The sequence below is a fragment of the Streptomyces sp. NBC_00525 genome (assembly GCF_036346595.1).
Lineage (GTDB): Bacteria > Actinomycetota > Actinomycetes > Streptomycetales > Streptomycetaceae > Streptomyces.
Window position 1 is genome coordinate 3,798,417 of record NZ_CP107834.1, and the last position, 16,323, is coordinate 3,814,739.

The 16,323-nt window shown below is 73.9% G+C and carries 17 protein-coding genes; 6 read left to right on the plus strand and 11 right to left on the minus strand.

Annotation, left to right across the window (positions count from 1 at the left end; genetic code table 11):
* Positions 1-10: 10 nt before the first annotated feature.
* Positions 11-730 (minus strand): GDSL-type esterase/lipase family protein, encoded by a 720-nt coding sequence (locus OG710_RS16915; protein WP_330240083.1) that lies wholly within the window; start codon positions 728-730, stop codon positions 11-13.
* A gap of 59 nt (positions 731-789) precedes the next feature.
* Between OG710_RS16915 and OG710_RS16920 the strand changes: the two genes are divergently transcribed.
* Entirely contained in the window at positions 790-1,791 is a 1,002-nt protein-coding gene (locus tag OG710_RS16920) for a WD40 repeat domain-containing protein (protein WP_330240084.1), read from the plus strand.
* 90 nt (positions 1,792-1,881) lie between these two features.
* Here the strand turns inward: OG710_RS16920 and OG710_RS16925 are convergent, their stop codons facing one another.
* The gene (locus OG710_RS16925; RefSeq protein ID WP_330240085.1) at positions 1,882-2,544 is read right to left on the minus strand and encodes a response regulator transcription factor; all 663 of its coding nucleotides are present in this window, start codon (positions 2,542-2,544) and stop codon (positions 1,882-1,884) included.
* 47 nt (positions 2,545-2,591) lie between these two features.
* On the minus strand, positions 2,592-3,845 hold the full coding sequence (locus OG710_RS16930; protein WP_330240086.1) for a sensor histidine kinase: 1,254 nt from the start codon (positions 3,843-3,845) through the stop codon (positions 2,592-2,594).
* Positions 3,846-3,954: 109 nt separating this feature from the next.
* Here OG710_RS16930 and OG710_RS16935 point away from each other — a divergent pair, with 109 nt between their 5' ends.
* Together OG710_RS16935 and OG710_RS16940 are read left to right on the plus strand one after the other, a co-directional pair.
* Complete coding sequence (locus OG710_RS16935) at positions 3,955-4,887, plus strand: ATP-binding cassette domain-containing protein (protein ID WP_330240087.1); 933 nt, start codon at positions 3,955-3,957, stop codon at positions 4,885-4,887.
* A gap of 2 nt (positions 4,888-4,889) precedes the next feature.
* Positions 4,890-5,624, plus strand: a complete 735-nt coding sequence (locus tag OG710_RS16940; protein ID WP_330240088.1) for an ABC transporter permease — start codon at positions 4,890-4,892, stop codon at positions 5,622-5,624.
* A gap of 16 nt (positions 5,625-5,640) precedes the next feature.
* Here the strand turns inward: OG710_RS16940 and OG710_RS16945 are convergent, their stop codons facing one another.
* A complete protein-coding gene (locus tag OG710_RS16945) occupies positions 5,641-6,042 on the minus strand; it encodes a PPOX class F420-dependent oxidoreductase (RefSeq protein ID WP_330240089.1) in 402 nt (133 codons plus the stop codon).
* Between the two features lie 81 nt (positions 6,043-6,123).
* On the opposite strand from OG710_RS16945, the gene OG710_RS16950 reads away from it, so the two are divergent.
* Positions 6,124-6,630: a GNAT family N-acetyltransferase gene (locus OG710_RS16950; RefSeq protein ID WP_330240090.1), complete on the plus strand. Its 507-nt coding sequence runs from the start codon at positions 6,124-6,126 to the stop codon at positions 6,628-6,630.
* 3 nt (positions 6,631-6,633) lie between these two features.
* Here OG710_RS16950 and OG710_RS16955 read toward each other — a convergent pair whose 3' ends face one another.
* The 6 genes from OG710_RS16955 to OG710_RS16980 form a co-directional block, all read right to left on the minus strand.
* Positions 6,634-7,260 (minus strand): Uma2 family endonuclease, encoded by a 627-nt coding sequence (locus OG710_RS16955; RefSeq protein WP_330240091.1) that lies wholly within the window; start codon positions 7,258-7,260, stop codon positions 6,634-6,636.
* A gap of 150 nt (positions 7,261-7,410) precedes the next feature.
* Positions 7,411-8,529 (minus strand): phosphoserine transaminase, encoded by a 1,119-nt coding sequence (gene serC / locus OG710_RS16960; RefSeq protein ID WP_330240092.1) that lies wholly within the window; start codon positions 8,527-8,529, stop codon positions 7,411-7,413.
* A 105-nt stretch (positions 8,530-8,634) separates the two neighbouring features.
* A complete protein-coding gene (locus OG710_RS16965) occupies positions 8,635-9,288 on the minus strand; it encodes a GTP-binding protein (protein ID WP_330240093.1) in 654 nt (217 codons plus the stop codon).
* Positions 9,269-9,634 carry a DUF742 domain-containing protein gene (locus tag OG710_RS16970; protein WP_111336904.1) on the minus strand — a complete coding sequence of 122 codons (366 nt, stop codon included), beginning with the start codon at positions 9,632-9,634 and terminating at the stop codon, positions 9,269-9,271. Before OG710_RS16970 ends, OG710_RS16965 begins: the two co-directional genes overlap by 20 nt.
* Positions 9,631-10,065: a roadblock/LC7 domain-containing protein gene (locus OG710_RS16975; protein WP_111336906.1), complete on the minus strand. Its 435-nt coding sequence runs from the start codon at positions 10,063-10,065 to the stop codon at positions 9,631-9,633. Before OG710_RS16975 ends, OG710_RS16970 begins: the two co-directional genes overlap by 4 nt.
* Positions 10,062-11,630, minus strand: a complete 1,569-nt coding sequence (locus tag OG710_RS16980) for a sensor histidine kinase (RefSeq protein ID WP_330240094.1) — start codon at positions 11,628-11,630, stop codon at positions 10,062-10,064. Before OG710_RS16980 ends, OG710_RS16975 begins: the two co-directional genes overlap by 4 nt.
* A gap of 291 nt (positions 11,631-11,921) precedes the next feature.
* Between OG710_RS16980 and OG710_RS16985 the strand changes: the two genes are divergently transcribed.
* Both OG710_RS16985 and OG710_RS16990 read left to right on the plus strand, forming a co-directional pair.
* On the plus strand, positions 11,922-14,774 hold the full coding sequence (locus OG710_RS16985; protein ID WP_330240095.1) for an FAD-binding and (Fe-S)-binding domain-containing protein: 2,853 nt from the start codon (positions 11,922-11,924) through the stop codon (positions 14,772-14,774).
* A 151-nt stretch (positions 14,775-14,925) separates the two neighbouring features.
* Positions 14,926-15,885, plus strand: coding sequence for an EamA family transporter (locus OG710_RS16990; protein ID WP_330240096.1), 960 nt, complete (start codon positions 14,926-14,928; stop codon positions 15,883-15,885).
* Positions 15,886-15,894: 9 nt separating this feature from the next.
* Here OG710_RS16990 and OG710_RS16995 read toward each other — a convergent pair whose 3' ends face one another.
* Positions 15,895-16,311 (minus strand): nuclear transport factor 2 family protein, encoded by a 417-nt coding sequence (locus OG710_RS16995; protein ID WP_330240097.1) that lies wholly within the window; start codon positions 16,309-16,311, stop codon positions 15,895-15,897.
* Between the last annotated feature and the right edge of the window lie 12 nt (positions 16,312-16,323).

Consider the following 16,323-nt stretch of genomic DNA (forward strand, 5'->3'; position numbering starts at 1 on the left):
GCGGGCGGTCTCAGCGGCTGCCCGCGGTTGCCGGTTGCAGGGGGGACGAGCCCGCCGCGTACCGGTCGCCCACCCCCCACGCCTCGTGCAGGGCGTTCGCGAAGGAGGCCGCCAGGTGGTGTTCGCCTGCGGGGTTGGGGTGGGTGCCGTCGTACGTGGCGGTGTGGATGTCGTACGACGGGGGGTGGGGGAGCAGGAGAATGGGGGAGGTGGGGGTGGTGAGGGCGGCGACCGTGTCCGCGAGGAGCTCGTTGAAGCGGGCGCACTCCGCCGCGAACGGGGCGTCCGACTCGGCGCGTATGTTCGGGATGACGGGCAGCAGTACGCACCGGATGCGCGGGTTCGCCGTGCGGGCGGCCGTCAGGAAGGCGCGGGCGTTCTCCGCGGTCTGGGCGCTGTTCGTGTAGAAGCCGAGGTCTATCAGGCCCAGCGACACCAGCAGCACGTCCGGCCGGTGCGCGGTCACCGCGTCCGCGATCACCGGGGCCATGTGCAGCCAGCCCTCGCCCCAGCCCGCGAGGTGGCGGCGGGCGGCCGGCGGGAAGTCGCCGGCGGCGTACGCGGACGAGGTCGCCGCGCCCGTCTCCGCCTCGTACACCTCCGTACGTGGGCCGACCAGCGCGTGCGGGCCGTCCGGCGCGGCCGTCAGGTGCTGCCACATGCGGTAGCGCCACGTGAAGTCGCCGGCGCGCCCGATGGTCATGGAATCGCCGACACACATGAAACGCATGGCGCCCATCATGGCCGATCCGGGCTACGCGCCGGTACGTGACGGTGGACACTTGTGCCATGCGTTCGTACCGACTGACGTCCTCCCTCGGCGCCGCCGTCCTCCTCGCCCTCGCCGCGGCCCCCGCGCTCGCCGCCGACGACGGCGGGGCCGACCGGAGCTTCACGATCGAGGACCCCCGGATCACCGAGTCCAGCGGTCTCGCCGCGAGCCGCGCCCACGCCGGGATCTACTGGACGCACAACGACAGCGACGACGGCCCCTACGTCTTCGCCGTCGACTCGCGCACCGGGAAGACGGTCGCCACGATCACCATGAAGGGCGTCGGCTCCCCGCGCGACGTCGAGGCGATCTCCCTCGGCCCGGACGGCAACCTCTACGTCGGCGACATCGGCGACAACCTCAACGGCAGCTGGGACCACGTCTGGATCTACCGCTTCCCCGAACCGAAGGTGCTCAAGGACGCGACGATCCGGGCCACCCAGTTCGACGTGAAGTACGCGGACGGCCCGCGCAACGCGGAGGCGCTGATGGTCCACCCCAAGACCGGCCGCGTTTACATCGCCTCCAAGAACGAGAACGGCGGCGGCCTCTACGAAGGGCCCGCGAAGCTCACGGCGGGCGCCGACAACGTCTTCCGGCGGGTCGGGGAGGTCCCCTGGGTGACGGACGGGGCGTTCTCGCCGGACGGCAGGGAACTGGTCCTGCGCTCCTACTTCAGCGCCCGCGGCTACGCCTTCGCGGACGGCCGGCTCGGCAAGGACTATCCCGTCGAGTCGCCCCTGCTGCCGCAGTCGGAGTCGGTCACGTTCACGGCGGACGGCTCCGCCCTGATGTACGGCTCCGAGGGCGAGCGGAGCGATGTCGTACGGGTGGATGTGGAGAGGAAGGACGACTCCGGCGGGGGCGGTGCCGTGCACCGGGGCGACGGCAAGGCGACGGGCGGCTCGGCGTCCGGCGAGGACGGGGTGCCGGTGAAGGGCACGACGCTGACGGGCGTGGCCGTACTGGCGGGGATCGGGCTGCTGTTCGTACTGGGGCGGCGACGCCGGAAGGGGTGAGGGGCGCCGGCAGGGGTGAGGGGCGCCGGCAGGGCTGAGGGGCGCCGGCGGGGCTGAGGCGCCTCGCCTCCGGGGGCGCTCCCGGCCCCGCTACTCCGGGGCCACGAAGCCCGACTCGTACGCCGCGATGACCGCCTGCGTGCGGTCCCGCGCGCCCAGTTTCGCCAGTACGGCGCTGACGTGCGACTTCACCGTCTCCGCTCCCACCACCAGGCGCGCGGCGATCTCCGCGTTCGACAGGCCGCGCGCCATCAGCCGCAGAACCTCCCGCTCGCGCTCGGTCAGCGCGGCCCGCTCCAGGGCCGTCCGGGCCGCTGCGCTGCCGGGGGCCCGGCCGTAGGACGACGCCAACTGCCGTACCGCCGCCGGGAACAGCAGGGAGTCGCCCTCGGCCACCAGCCGTACGGCGTGCACGATCTCGGCCGGGCGGGCCCGCTTGAGCAGGAAACCGGCCGCTCCCGCGCGCAGCGCCCCGTACACGTACTCGTCGTTCTCGAAGGTCGTCACCACGAGAATCTTCGGCGGGTCCGCCATGGTCCGCAGGACCGCCCGCGTGGCCTCGATGCCGTCCATCAGCGGCATGCGCACGTCCATCACGACGACATCGGGGCGCAGCCGCCGCACCAGCGGGATCACGGCGGCCCCGTCCGCGGCCTCGCCCACCACCTCGATGTCCGGCTGCGCCGCCAGCACGGCGCGCAGCCCGGCCCGTACGAGCGGTTCGTCGTCGACCAGGAGCACGGACAGCGGCATCCGGTCAGACTAGAACAGCGGGTGTGACGCCTACGGGGGCAGGGCGCCTACAGAGGCAGGTCGACGTGGAGCAGCCAGTCGTCGCCGTCCCGGCCCGCGCGGGCCTCGCCGCCGAGCAGCGTGGCGCGCTCCCGGATTCCGCGCAGCCCCCGGCCACCGCCACCGCCGGAACCACCGCCCGACCCGGCCGCCGAGCCGGTCACCGTCGCCGGGTCCGCCGGAGCGGGCAGCGGGTTGCGGACCTCCAGCCGCAGCCGTGCCGCCTCCACCGCGATCCGTACGCCGATCCTGACCGGGCCCGCGTGCCGCAGCACATTGGTCAGGGCCTCCTGGAGCATCCGGTACGCCTCGCGGGACACCGGCCCCGGCAGCCGCTCCAGCGGCCCGGTCACCTCGGCGTCGATCCGCGCACCCGAGGACCGCGCGGAGTCCAGCAGCCGGGACGCCTCGTCGAGCGCCGGACGGGCGGCGGCCGGCCGTCCGCTCTCGCGCAGGACGAGCAGGACGCGGTCCAGGTCCTCCAGCGCGGCCCGGCCCGTCTCCTCGATGGCCTCCAGCGCCTTGTCGGTGAACTCCGGGTCGCCCGCCGTGCGCGCGGCCCCGGCCTGCACGACGGCCAGGGTCAGCGCATGGCCCAGGGTGTCGTGCAGTTCCCGTGCGATCTGGTTGCGTTCCAGCAGTTGTTCGGTGCGCTTCTCCAGCGCGGCCAGCCGCTCCTTGACCGAGGGCCCGAGCAGCCGGGGCGCTGCCCTGGCCATCAGCGCGCCCGCCCCGGCCGCGATCAGGACCAGCACCAGTACGGGCACCGGCACCAGCAGGGCGTACGCCATGCCCGTACCCGTCGTGCGGGCGAGCGGGAAGACGCGGCCCGGCTCCCCGGCGGCCGCCCCGGCGAACGTCAGCGCGAGCGTCAGCAGCGCGTTGGTGACCAGGGCGAGGGCGAAGCCCGCCTCCAGCCGCAGGACCAGCCAGGCACCCGTCCGCGCCCGGTCGCTCCACGAGGCGGCCGGGGCGGTGGAGACGCCGGGGTCCTCGTCGTTCCCGGCGCGGGCGTGCGGTCCGGGGAACAGCATCAACCGCGCCTGCAACCCCTCCGCACGGCGCATCGACGGCACCAGGGCGGCGGCCAGGACCAGCGGGAGAGGAACGACGGCGACCAGCAGCCAGTCGGAAGGGGACGGATCGACCAGCCCCGGAAAGACCATCGCGCAGGCGAGCGGCACGAACGCGCCCACCAGCAGATGCAGCCAGCGAGTGTAGGTCACCGCACGAATCAGCGGCTGGAGGAGGAGGCCTGGCATACCGCCATCGTGGCAGAACGGCCGGGAGCGCCGTCCTCCCCCGCGCGGGGGAGGCGCCCTCCCCGGCCGGGGGATGCCCGCCCCCGCCCGCCCCGGCCACGCTGGGCCCATGACCAGCATCGACGTCAAGGAACTCACCAAGGAATACGGCGGCATCCGGGCCCTCGACCGGCTGACGTGCGGCATCGAGCCGGGCCGGGTCACCGGCTTCCTCGGCCCCAACGGCGCAGGCAAGTCCACCACCATGCGGCTCGTCCTCGGCCTGGACCGCCCCACCTCCGGCACCGCCACGGTCGGCGGGCGGCCCTATGCGGAGCTGCGCGAGCCCCTGCGCACGGTCGGCGCCCTGCTGGACGCGCAGGCCGCCCACGGGTCCCGCCGGGCGCGGGACCACCTGCGGTTCCTGGCGGTCGCCAACCGCCTTCCGGCTCGCCGCGTCGACGAGGTCCTCGACGAGACCGGTCTCACCGCGGTCGCGCACCGCCGCATCAAGACGTTCTCGCTCGGCATGCGCCAGCGGCTCGGCATCGCCGCCGCGCTCCTCGGCGACCCGCCCGTGCTGATGCTGGACGAGCCCACCAACGGCCTCGACCCGGAAGGGATCGTCTGGATGCGCCACCTGCTGCGCCGCCTCGCCGGCGAGGGCCGCACCGTCCTGGTCTCCAGCCATCTGATGAACGAGACCGCCGCCTTCGCCGACCACCTCGTCGTCCTCGGCCGGGGCCGGCTCCTCGCCGATATCCCGACGCGGGACTTCATCGACCGGCACAGCAGCCCGCGCGTACGGGTACGCACCAGCGACCCCCGCCGGCTGCGGGCGGCGCTGCTGGCGCGGGGGCACACGGTCACGGAGGACGCCGACGGGCGGTGGGTGGTGGACGGGGCCACCGCCGAGGACGTCGGGGTCGTCGCGGCGCGCGAGGGCGTGCCCGTGCTCGAACTCGCCGACGAGCGCGCCTCGCTGGAGCAGGCGTACCTCGCTCTCACCGCCGCCGACGCGGAGTTCACCGCGGCGGCCCCGGCCGACCTCGAAAGGGCCTGACCATGTACCTCACCGCAACGCTCCACTCCGAGTGGATCAAGATCAGGTCGGTACGGGCGAGCTTCGGCTCGCTCCTCGCGGTCTTCGCCGCCACGCTCGCCATCACCCTGCTCGTCTTCGCCACCGTGGGCCGGGCGGAGGTGGACGGCAGCGACGACCCGGTCTTCGGCGCCTTCTACGCGCTCAACTTCGCGCAGATCGCCGCCATCGCCTTCGGGGCGACCGCCGTCTCCTCCGAGTACGCGGGCGGCGCCCTGCGGATCTCCCTGTCGGCGGTGCCGCGCCGGGGCCTGTTCTACGCGGCGAAGACGGCGGTCGTGGGGGTGGCCGCGCTCGGCGTGGGGGTCGTCACCGCGTTCGCGGCGTTCTTCGCCGGCCAGGCGTTCCTGGGGGAGTACGCGATCGGCCTCGGCGAGCCGGGGGCCCTGCGGGCCTGCGTCGGCGGCGGGATCTACCTCGCGCTGATGGCCCTGTTCGCGGCCGGGCTCACGTTCCTGCTGCGCAGCGCCGTCGCCGTGCTGAGCCTGCTCGTCCCGTTCATCCTGATCGTGTCCTTCGTCGTCGGTGACATCGCGGAGGGGGCCGCCGGCTATCTGCCCGACCGGGCCGGGCAGCAGATCCTGCACCAGGACCCGGCGGCGGGCCTCGGCCCGTGGGCCGGACTCGCGGTGACCGCGCTGTGGGCGGCGGCCGCGCTGGCGGCGGGATGGTGGGCGGTGCGCCGCCGGGACGCCTAGAGGTGGCCGCCGGCGGTCAGCCTTCGGGGGTCATCGGGCGGATCTCGTAGTGCAGGGTGCGGTCCCGTTTCAGGCGGTGGGCCAGGGGGACGAGGACGCCCTGCGACGCCGGGTACTTGCGGGAGAGCATCCGGGACGCGTGGGTGTCCTCCTTCGATCCGGCCGGGAGGAGGCGGGCGTGGGCCTCGACCTGGGGGCCCGTGGGGCGGCCGCGCACCGTGCAGGGGCCGATGCGCACCACCGGATGGTTGCGCATCCGTTCCACCTTCCACGCCGAGGAGAAGGTGCGGATGTACGCGTGGTCGCCCTCGACCGCGATGTGCACGGGGGTGTCGGCGTGCGTCCCGTCCTGCCGCCGCGTGCTCAGCAGGACGGTGTACTGCTTCACGAAGGGCTTGAGCTGCGGGATCGTATCCATGCCTCCATCGTCCGCCGCCATGGGCCCGCGCTCATCCGGGCAACGGGCGCCGGACGGCGTTTCGCGTAGGGTTCCCGTCCCATGACGAACGACCCCGGCCCCGAGCCCTTCACCACGCCCCGCCTGGACGCGCTGCCGCTGCGCGTGGAGTACGCCGACGAGATGGCCGCCGTGCTCGACGACCCCGCGCTGCACACCTTCACGGGCGGCGCCCCGGAGACCCCGGAGGCCCTGCGGGCCCGCTACGAACGGCAGACGGCCGGTTCGCCTGACCCGGACGAGCTGTGGTGGAACTGGGTGCTGCGCGAGCGCGGCGAGGGCCGCCTGATCGGCTACGTCCAGGCCACGGTGCGCGGCCCCCGCGCCGAGATCGCCTGGGTCATCGGCACCCCCTGGCAGGGCCGCGGCTACGCCCGCGAGGCGGCCCGCGCTCTCGTCACCCACCTGCACGACACCGGCCCCCGCACCGCGTACGCCCACATCCACCCCGAGCACGCGGCGTCCGCAGCCGTAGCCACCGCAGCGGGCCTGCACCGGACCGGTGAGTGGGAGGACGGCGAGGAACGCTGGCAGCCGGCCGGGGGGTGAGTCTCAGGCCTCGGGCGTACGGGACGGAGGCCGGCCCGCCTTGATCAGCTCGGCGACATCGAGGCTCACCTCGGCGCCGATGGAGGCGGGGAGCGGCGCCTGCTGGCCGGGCGCGTACACCTCGTGCCGGTCGTACGATCCGCCGCCCGGCTCGGTCAGGACGTGGACGCGGCCGTGCTTCCGGTCGAGGATCACGTACACCGGGATCTTCGCCTCGGCGTACGCGGCGACCTTGTGCCGCAGGTCGCTCCGGTAGTTGCTGGAGGTGACCTCCATGACGAGGCGGAAGGCCGCCGGGTCGTAGCTGTTGTACTCGATCAGGTGCTCGTCGAAGTCCGCGTCGACCAGGGCCAGGTCGGGGATCGCGTAGTCCTCCGGACCACCGGGCAGCCATAGGCCGATGCCCTGGAGGACTCTCGACTCCGTGCCGTGAAGTCCTGCGGCGAGGAACGGAATCATGAGCGTGGTCAGCGCGTCCGCGTGCGGGCCGTCCGGGGGTGGAGTCACGGCGACGAGGCCTCCGATGATCTCGACGCGATGGCCGGGAAGCTGCTCGTTGAGCCGACTGGCGGTGACGAGCAGGGGCTCCGGTTCATCGTCACAGGGGTACTCGACTGCTGCTGCAGACATTGCGTGCCTCCTGGAATGGCTGGTGTCGAGACCATCATCGTAGGGCGAATCGACCTCGGACCGTGTTTCTGGCATATGCCACTCGGCCGACTGAAGCAGAAACGGCCCCGCACGCCGTGAGGTGTGCGGGGCCGTTTCTGCGCGTACGCGTTACAGCTTTTCGATCACGTAGTCGATGCAGGCCGTCAGGGCCTGGACGTCCGACGGGTCGATGGCCGGGAACATCGCGATGCGGAGCTGGTTGCGGCCCAGCTTGCGGTAGGGCTCGGTGTCCACGATGCCGTTGGCGCGGAGGGTCTTGGCGATCGCGGCGGCGTCGATCTCGTCCGCGAAGTCGATCGTGCCGATGACCTGGGAGCGCTTGGCCGGGTCCGTGACGAACGGGCTCGCGTACTTCGACTCCTCGGCCCAGCCGTACAGGTGGCCGGAGGAGGCGGCCGTGCGGCCGGTCGTGAACTCCAGGCCGCCCTGGCTGTTCATCCACGTCAGCTGCTCGTTCAGCAGGAAGAGCGTGGCGAGCGCCGGGGTGTTGTACGTCTGGTTCTTGAGCGAGTTGTCGATCGCCGTGGGCAGCGAGAAGAACTCCGGGACGTGTCGGCCGGAGGCGTGGACGCGGGCCGCGCGCTCCAGGGCGGCCGGCGAGAAGACGCCGATCCACAGGCCGCCGTCCGAGGCGAAGGACTTCTGCGGGGCGAAGTAGTAGACGTCCGTCTCGGCGATGTCCACGGGCAGGCCGCCCGCGCCGGAGGTGGCGTCCACCAGGACCAGGGCGCCCTCGTCGGCGCCCGCCACGCGCTTGATCGGGGCCGCGACACCGGTCGAGGTCTCGTTGTGCGTGAAGGCGTAGACGTCCACACCCGCCTCGGCCTGCGGCTCCGGGTGGGTGCCCGGCTCGGAGGCGATGACGGTCGGCTCGGCCAGCCACGGGGCGAGCTTGGCGGCCTTCGCGAACTTCGAGGAGAACTCGCCGAAGTTGAGGTGCTGGGACTTCGACTCGATCAGACCGTGCGTCGCGATGTCCCAGAACGCGGTGGAGCCGCCGTTGCCGAGGATCACCTCGTAGCCCTCGGGGAGGGAGAAGAGGTCGCGTACGCCGTCGCGCACCGATCCGACCAGGTTCTTCACCGGGGCCTGGCGGTGGGACGTACCGAGCAGGGACGTGCCGGTGGCGGCCAGCGCGTCGAGCGCCTCGGTCCGCACCTTGGAGGGACCGGCGCCGAAGCGCCCGTCCGCGGGCTTGATGTCAGCGGGAATCTGGATGTCGGCCACGAGTCGGAGCGTAGTCCTTCGCTGCGGTGCTTACGCACCCTGTCCGTCCGATGAGACAGGGTTTCCGACTCGTGGCCGTCGGAGGAACCTACGTGCGACCCCCGGTCAGGGCGTGGGCTCCGGTTCCAGCGCACCGGCGGCCTCCCGCACGGCGTCCCCGGCGGCCGCCTCCGCGCTCCGCGCCGACAGTCGGTGCAGGTACTCCACCAGTGTGATCAGCACGTACTTGCTGGAGGACCGGTCGCGCGCGTCGCACTCCACCAGCGGCACGTCCGGGGAGATGTCGAGCGCCTCCCGGAGCTGCTGCTCGGTGTGGAGCGGGCCGCCGAAGTCGTTGCAGGCGACGATGAACGGCGTGCCGTGGTGCTCAAGCCGGTCTATCGCGTACCAGGAGTCGGCGAGGCGCCGGGTGTCCACGAGCACGACGGCGCCCAGGGTGCCGGAGAACAGCCGGTCCCACAGGAACCAGAAGCGCTCCTGGCCGGGCGCGCCGAACAGGTAGAGCACCGAGCGCTCGTCCAGGCTGATCCGGCCGAAGTCGAAGGCGACGGTGGTGGACGTCTTGGACCGCACCCCGTCGAGGTGGTCCACCGCCTCGCCCGCACGGGTCATCGTCTCCTCCGTGTTGAGCGGACGGATCTCGCTCACGGATCGGACCATGGTGGTTTTGCCGACCCCGAAGCCGCCGACCACGACTATCTTCAGTCCGTTGTCGGCCGTCGCCTGCAGGGTGGCGCGGTCAGAGGTTGCGGAGTCCAACGAGCACCTGTTCCAGGATGTCGGGGGCGGGGAGCCGGTCCGATACGCGTGCGGTACGCGGATGGCGGGCGCTGATCCGGCCGGTGTCGAGCAGGTCGCAGAGCAGGATGCGCACGATGCTGACGGGCAGGTCGAGATCGGCGGCGATCTCGACGACCGCGGTGGGCCGTTGGCACATCCGCAGGATCGCCACGTGCTCCGACTGCATGCCGGGGGTCGGCTCGCACTCGGAGACCACGAGCGTGACCAGGTCGAAGGCGGCGGAGTCGGACCGGGTGCGGCCACCGGTGAGGGTGTAGAGCCGGTCCGGTCCGTCGTCCCTGCCGGGGCGCAGGCGCGGCGTCATACGGCGGTGCCCCGGCCGGCCACCGCGTCGGCGGGTTCGCGGGGCGGGGCGACGAGATGCTCGCCGAGCTGTTCGACCAGCTCGCTCATGTTGTGGCCGACCAGGCCCACGTCGGCGGTCTCGGCGGCGACGACGGCGAGATGGGCGCCCGCGCCCGCCTCCACGATGAACAGGATGCCGCCGTAGAACTCGGCCATGGCGGAGCGGACGCCGCCGGTGCCGTTGCCGAACTCGACGGACGCGCCGTGGGACAGGCTCTGGATGCCGGCGGAGATCGCGGCCAGCTGGTCCGCCTGGTCGACGGACAGCTCGGGGGTGCGGCACAGCTTGAGGCCGTCCCTGGACAGCACGAGGGCGTGCCGGGCGCCGGGGGTCCGTTCCAGGAGCCCCTCCAGCAGCCAGTTGAGCTTCTCGTCGGTGGTCGCGGTCATCGGGAGTTGCCTTCCGGGTGTGGGGAGTCGGGCCGTACGGCGTTGCGGAAGCTGCTGAAGCGGGCCGCGCGCGCCTTCGGGTCCGGGGCGGGGGTGGTGGACGCGGCGTCGTCGGCCGCTTCGGCGTCCCGCGCGGAGCCGGCGGCGCGTGCCCTGGCCTCGGCGGCGGCCAGGGTGCGGCCGCGCGAGCGCTTGGGCAGGCCGCTCTCGCCGAAGCGGGGGAGGTTGCCGGTGGTGTCCGAGGCCGAGTCGGAGCGGAGCGGCCCGGAGCCGGACTGCCCGGCGGGGGCGGTGTGTCGGTCGCCGGGGGCCGCCGCCGGTTCGGCGCCGGAGGTGTGTACGGGTTCCGGCTCGGCGGCCGGGGCGGAGGCGGCCGGGGTCGCGGTGGCCGGGGTGCTCGCCGTGGCCGGGGCGGCGGTGCCGGTCGCGCCGGTACGGGCCTGGGTGCGGGTGATGATCTCCTGCGGGAGCATCATCAGGGCGCCGGTGCCGCCGCGCGCGGAGGGCCGGAACGAGACGGTCAGCCCGTGCTTGCGGGCCAGCCGGCCGACGACGGCGAGCCCGAGCCGGGTGCCGGTCAGGCCGGTGAGATCGTTGTCGCCGGCGGAGACCGCGCGCTCGGCGCGGCGCAGCTGCACATCGCTCATGACCAGGCCGCTGTCCTCGACGGTGATGACGATCCCGGCCGGGACCTCCTCCACGTACACATGGACCTCGGCCGTGGGCGGCGAGAAGCTGGCGGCGTTGTCCAGGAGTTCGGCCAGGGCGTGCATGACGCCCTCGGCGGCGTGCCCGGCGACGGCGACGTCGCTGGTGGAGTGGAGCCGGACGCGCTGGTAGCCGCTGATCCGGCCCATCGCGCCGCGCAGCACGGACTCCATGACGATGGGCCTGGCCCAGCGGCGGCCGGAGCGGGCGCCGGTGAGCACGGCGATGGAGTCGGCGAGCCGGCCGGCCTGGGCGGTGCGGTGGTCCAGGTGGAGGAGGTCGGTGAGGACGTCCTCGGAGGTGTGCCGGTGCTCCATCTCGCGCAGGTCGGCGAGCATGCTGGTGGCCAGCGCCTGCATCCGGCCGGCCGCGTTGGCGCAGGCGGTGAGGGCGGCGGAGCGCTCGGTCTCGGCGCGCGAGACGCGGGCCCGGAGCTGCGCGGTCTCGGCGGTGAGGCGGCTGCGGAGTTCGGCGCCCTCGGCGGTGAGCCGGGCGGCCTCGGCGGCGGCCTCGTCCTTGGCGCGGGCCGCCTCCGCGGCGGCGGCGGCCCTGACGCGGGCGTTCTCCGCGGTGAACCGCTGCGCCTCGGCGGCGGAGGCGGAGACCAGGCGGGAGACCTCCGCCGTGAACCGCCCGTTCTCCGCGGTGTGGGCCTCGCGGAGCCGGCGGATCGCGACGCGGGCGTGGACGGCGGTGGCGACGGCGGCGGCGAGCAGTACGGCGGCCGCGCCGGAGCCCCAGGCCACCGTGGCCCTGGCCGATTCGGGAGCGGCGAGGGCCGCCCAGGCGCACAGGGGTGCGGCGAGGGCCACCGTGACCAGAAGGGCCAGTGCGGTCGGCCGGGGTGTGGGACGCAAAGCGGAGTCCTTGAGGGCGGACGGTGGCGGACGGGGCGGTTCGGACGCGCGTGGTGCGCGGGGCGGTTCGGTCGTGCGTGGCACCTGGGGCGGGTGGGACGGGTGACACAGGGGCGCCAACTGGAACAGGTGATTCCCAGCTAAGTCACCGTCACTATATGAGAATTGACGATCTCTTTGGGAAGAACTGGTGGTGATCCGCGTTCTGTTTAGGTTTTCAACTTGTCAATTTCCGGCTGAATAATGTCGGGCTCGGCCCCGTACGGCGATCTTCGGCGGCATCCTTGACGCATGGCATCCGGCACCGCAGCGCATGGCAGCACCGCGTCCCCCGCCCCCGCCGACCTGGTCCGCGACCTGCGTAGGGCCGTGCGCGGCGAGGTCGCCTTCGACGCCACCGCCAGGGCGCTGACCACGATGGACGCGTCCAATTACCGGCGGGTCCCGCTCGGCGTGGTCGCCCCGCGCGACGCCGCCGACATCACCGCCGCGCTCGCCGTGTGCCGCGAACACGGCGTGCCCGTCGTCCCGCGCGGCGGCGGCACCTCCATCGCCGGACAGGCCACCGGCACCGGCGTCGTCCTCGACCTCACCCGCCATCTGCGTTCCGTGGTCGAACTTGACCCCGCTACGCGGACGGCGGTCGTGCAGCCGGGGCTCGTCCTGGACGACCTGCGGGCCGCCGCCGCCCCGCACGGCCTGACCTTCGGCCCCGACCCCTCCACCCACAGCCGCTGCACGCTCGGCGGCATGATCGGCAACAACTCCTGCGGCTCGCACTCCGTCGCCTGGGGCACCACCGCCGACAACGTCCAGGCCCTCACCGTCGCCCGCTACGGCGGCGAAACCCTGCGCCTGGAACCCGGCGACTGGGGCCCGCCCGGCGTCCGCGAACTGATCACCGCGCACCTCGCCCCGCTGCGCACCGGCTTCCCCGACCTCCCGCGCCGCATCTCCGGCTACGCGCTGGACGCCCTGCTGCCCGAGAACGGCCCCGACCCCGTACGCGCGTTCTGCGGCAGCGAGGGCACCCTCGGCATCGTCACCGAGGCGACGGTCCGGCTGGTCGAGGCGCCCGCCGCCCGCGCCCTCGCCGTCCTCGGCTACGCCGACGAGTCCGCCGCCGCCGAAGCCGCCCCCGGCCTCCTCGCCCACCACCCGCTGACCGTGGAGGGCATGGCCGCCGACCTCGTACGCGAACCGGCCGGACTGCCGCGCGGCGGCGCCTGGCTGTTCGCCGAGACGGGCGGCGCCACCCCGGCCGAGGCACGGGCGCACGCCGAACGGATCGCCCGGTCCGCCGCCGGTGACGCCGTCGACACCCTCGTCGTCACCGCGCCCGGCGAGCAGCGGGCCCTGTGGCGCATCCGGGAGGACGCGGCCGGCACGGCGACCAGGGTGCCGGACGGCAGCGAGGCGTGGCCCGGCTGGGAGGACTGCGCGGTGCCGCCCGCCCGGCTCGGCGGCTACCTCCGCGACTTCCGCGCCCTGCTCGCCGAACACGGCCTGCGCGGCAGCCCGTACGGGCACTTCGGCGACGGCTGCATCCACGTCCGCATCGACTTCGACCTGCTCACCGGCGACGGCGTGGCCCGCTTCCGCCGCTTCTCCGAGGAACTGGCCGCGCTCGTCGTCGCGCACGGCGGATCGCTCTCCGGCGAGCACGGCGACGGCCAGGCCCGCGCCGAACTCCTGCCGAAGATGTACGGGGACGAGCTGGTCGCCCTCTTCGCCCGCTACAAGGACCACTGGGACCCGGACGGCGGCCTGAACCCCGGCATCCTGGCCCGCCCGGCCCGCCTCGACGAGAACCTGCGCTTCGACGTCCTGCCGCGCCGCCCCGTCGACGTCGCCTTCGGCTACCCGCACGACGGCGGCGACTTCTCCGCCGCCGTCCGCCGCTGCGTCGGCGTCGCCAAATGCCGTACGGAGAAGACGGCCGGACCGGCCGTGATGTGCCCCTCCTTCCGGGCGACCGGCGAGGAGGCCCACTCGACGCGCGGCCGGGCCCGGCTGCTGCACGAAATGCTCGCCGGGGAAGCGGGCGGCGTGATCACGGACGGCTGGCGCTCCACGGAGGTACGGGACGCGCTCGACCTGTGCCTGTCCTGCAAGGGCTGCCGCAGCGACTGCCCGGTGGGCGTCGACATGGCCACGTACAAGGCGGAGTTCCTGCACCACCACTACCGCCACCGGCCGCGCCCCGCCTCCCACTACGCGCTTGGCCGGCTGCCGCAGTGGCTCCGGCTTGCCGCGCCCCTCGCCGGGCCGCTCAACCTGCTGGCCCGCTCGCGCCCGCTCGCCGCCCTCGCCAAGCGGCTCGCCGGGATCGCGCCGGAGCGCGGGATTCCGCCGCTGGCGCGCGAGACGTTCAGCCGCTGGTTCCGGCGCCACCGGCAGGAGCCCGCCGCCGGGGACCGGACGGTCCTGCTGTGGCCCGACACCTTCACCGAACACCTGTCGCCCCGAGTCGGCCGGGCGGCCGTGCGCGTCCTGGAGGCCGCCGGGCGCACCCCCGCACTCCCCGGAAACGGGCTCTGCTGCGGCCTCACCTACGTCTCCACCGGCCAGCTCGACCGGGCCCGCGCCGTGATGCGGCGCACCCTGGACCGGCTCGGCGACACCGGCGGCGCGCCCCTGGTCGTCCTCGAACCGAGCTGCGCCGCGACCCTGCGCACCGATCTGCCCGAGCTGCTGCCCGACGACCCGCGCGCCGCCCGGCTCGCCGCCTCCGTGCGCACCCTCGCCCAGTACCTGGAGGAGTACGCCCCCGACTGGCGGCCCCCGCGCCTGGACCGGCCCGTCACCGGCCAGACCCACTGCCACCAGCACGCCGTCCTCGGCGACGACGCGGACCGGCGGCTGCGCGCGAAGGCGGGCCTGACCGGCGAACTTTCCGGCGGCTGCTGCGGGCTCGCCGGCAACTTCGGCTTCGAACGGGGGCACTGGGAGGTGTCCGTCGCCTGCGCCGAGGACCAGCTGCTCCCGGCCGTCCGGGAGGCCGCCCCGGACACCGCGATCCTGGCCGACGGCTACTCCTGCCGCACCCAGCTCGACCAGCTCGCCGGAGTACGCGGACGCCATCTGGCGGAACTGCTGGCGGAGGGCCTGGAGCAGGGTCGGGGGCAGGGTTCGGCGGACTGAGCCCGCGCCTGACCCGGCCGCATTTCGCACGTCTTGCGCGATTCCTTACCGTGGACGGGCGGGTCGCACAGGGTGAGTGCAGTACCGTGCACTGTGGAGTGCTTCATGGTGAACTATTGATGTGCGTCGAATCGCGAAGGACAGGCCCCGGGTGAACGAGCAGACCACCGCCGCAGAACCGGCCGCAGCCGCCGTCGCCGTGCCGGAGGCGGTCGCCGCGCCCGCGCTCGGCGGGCCGGGCGGCGGGCGGGCAGGCGGGCGGCGGGCCGCGCTCGCGCCGGTCGCCCTGGTCGTCGCCGGCGGGCTCTCCGTGCAGTTCGGCGCCGCGATAGCCGTGCTGCTCATGCCTCGGGCCGGAGCGCTCGGCGTCGTCACGCTGCGGCTGGCCGCCGCCGCGCTCGTCCTGCTCGTCGTCTGCCGCCCCCGGCTGCGCGGTCACTCGCGCGCCGACTGGGGCACGGTGGCCGCCTTCGGCGTCGCCATGGGCGCCATGAACACGCTGTTCTACCAGGCCGCCGACCGCATCCCGCTCGGCGCCGCCGTCACCCTGGAGGTGCTCGGCCCGCTCGCCCTCTCCGTGATCGCCTCGCGCCGCCTGGTCAACGTCGTCTGGGCCGCCCTCGCGCTCGGCGGGGTCGTCCTGCTCAGCGGCGGAGGCTTCGACCGCCTCGACCCGGCCGGGGCCGCGTACGCGCTGGGTGCCGGCGCGATGTGGGCGGCGTACATCGTCTTCAGCGCCCGCACCGGCCGCCGCTTCCCCCAGGCGGACGGCCTCGCCCTGGCCATGGTCGTCGCCGCGCTCCTCTCGCTGCCGCTCGGCATCATGGACGCCGGCTCCCGGCTCATCGACCCGACGACGCTCGGCCTCGGCGCGGCCGTCGCGCTGCTCAGCTCCGTCCTCCCGTACACGCTGGAGCTGATCGCCCTGCGCCGGCTGCCCGCGCCCACCTTCGCCATCCTGATGAGCCTGGAGCCCGCGATCGCGGCCCTGGCCGGCTTCCTGGTCCTCGACCAGGCCCTGGCCACCACGGACGCCCTGGCCATCGCTCTGGTCATCGGCGCGAGCATGGGCGCGGTCCGCAGCCAGGTACGGGGCGTCTCCGCCCAGTGAGCGGGCCGGTCAGCGGTCCGCCGGGGCCCACCACGACAGGTTCGCCGCCGCTGCCGCCACCGGCTCGATGATCTCCCAGCCCTCCGCGATCAGCCCGCCCTCGATGCGCCAGATGTCCACCACCACGATCTGCGGGCCGCCCGGAAGCTCGCGCCGGGAGTGGACCACGACGTGCTCCCCGTCCGCCAGCAGATGATCGATCTCCACCTTCATCCCGGTCGTCGGGCCGATCGCCGCCTCCACGGCCGCCAGCCACTCCGCCTTCGTCGCGGTGTGCCCGCCGGGCCGGTGATGCCTGAAGCCGTCGCTCAGGACCGGGGCGAGCGCCTCCGTGCCGCCGGTCTCCAGGAGGGTGGCCAGGGCCCGGCTCACCAGGGTCTTGTTGTCCGGGCTGTTGATGCCCGAGGTCGTGTTCCGTGCAGTCATGGGGGCAGTGTG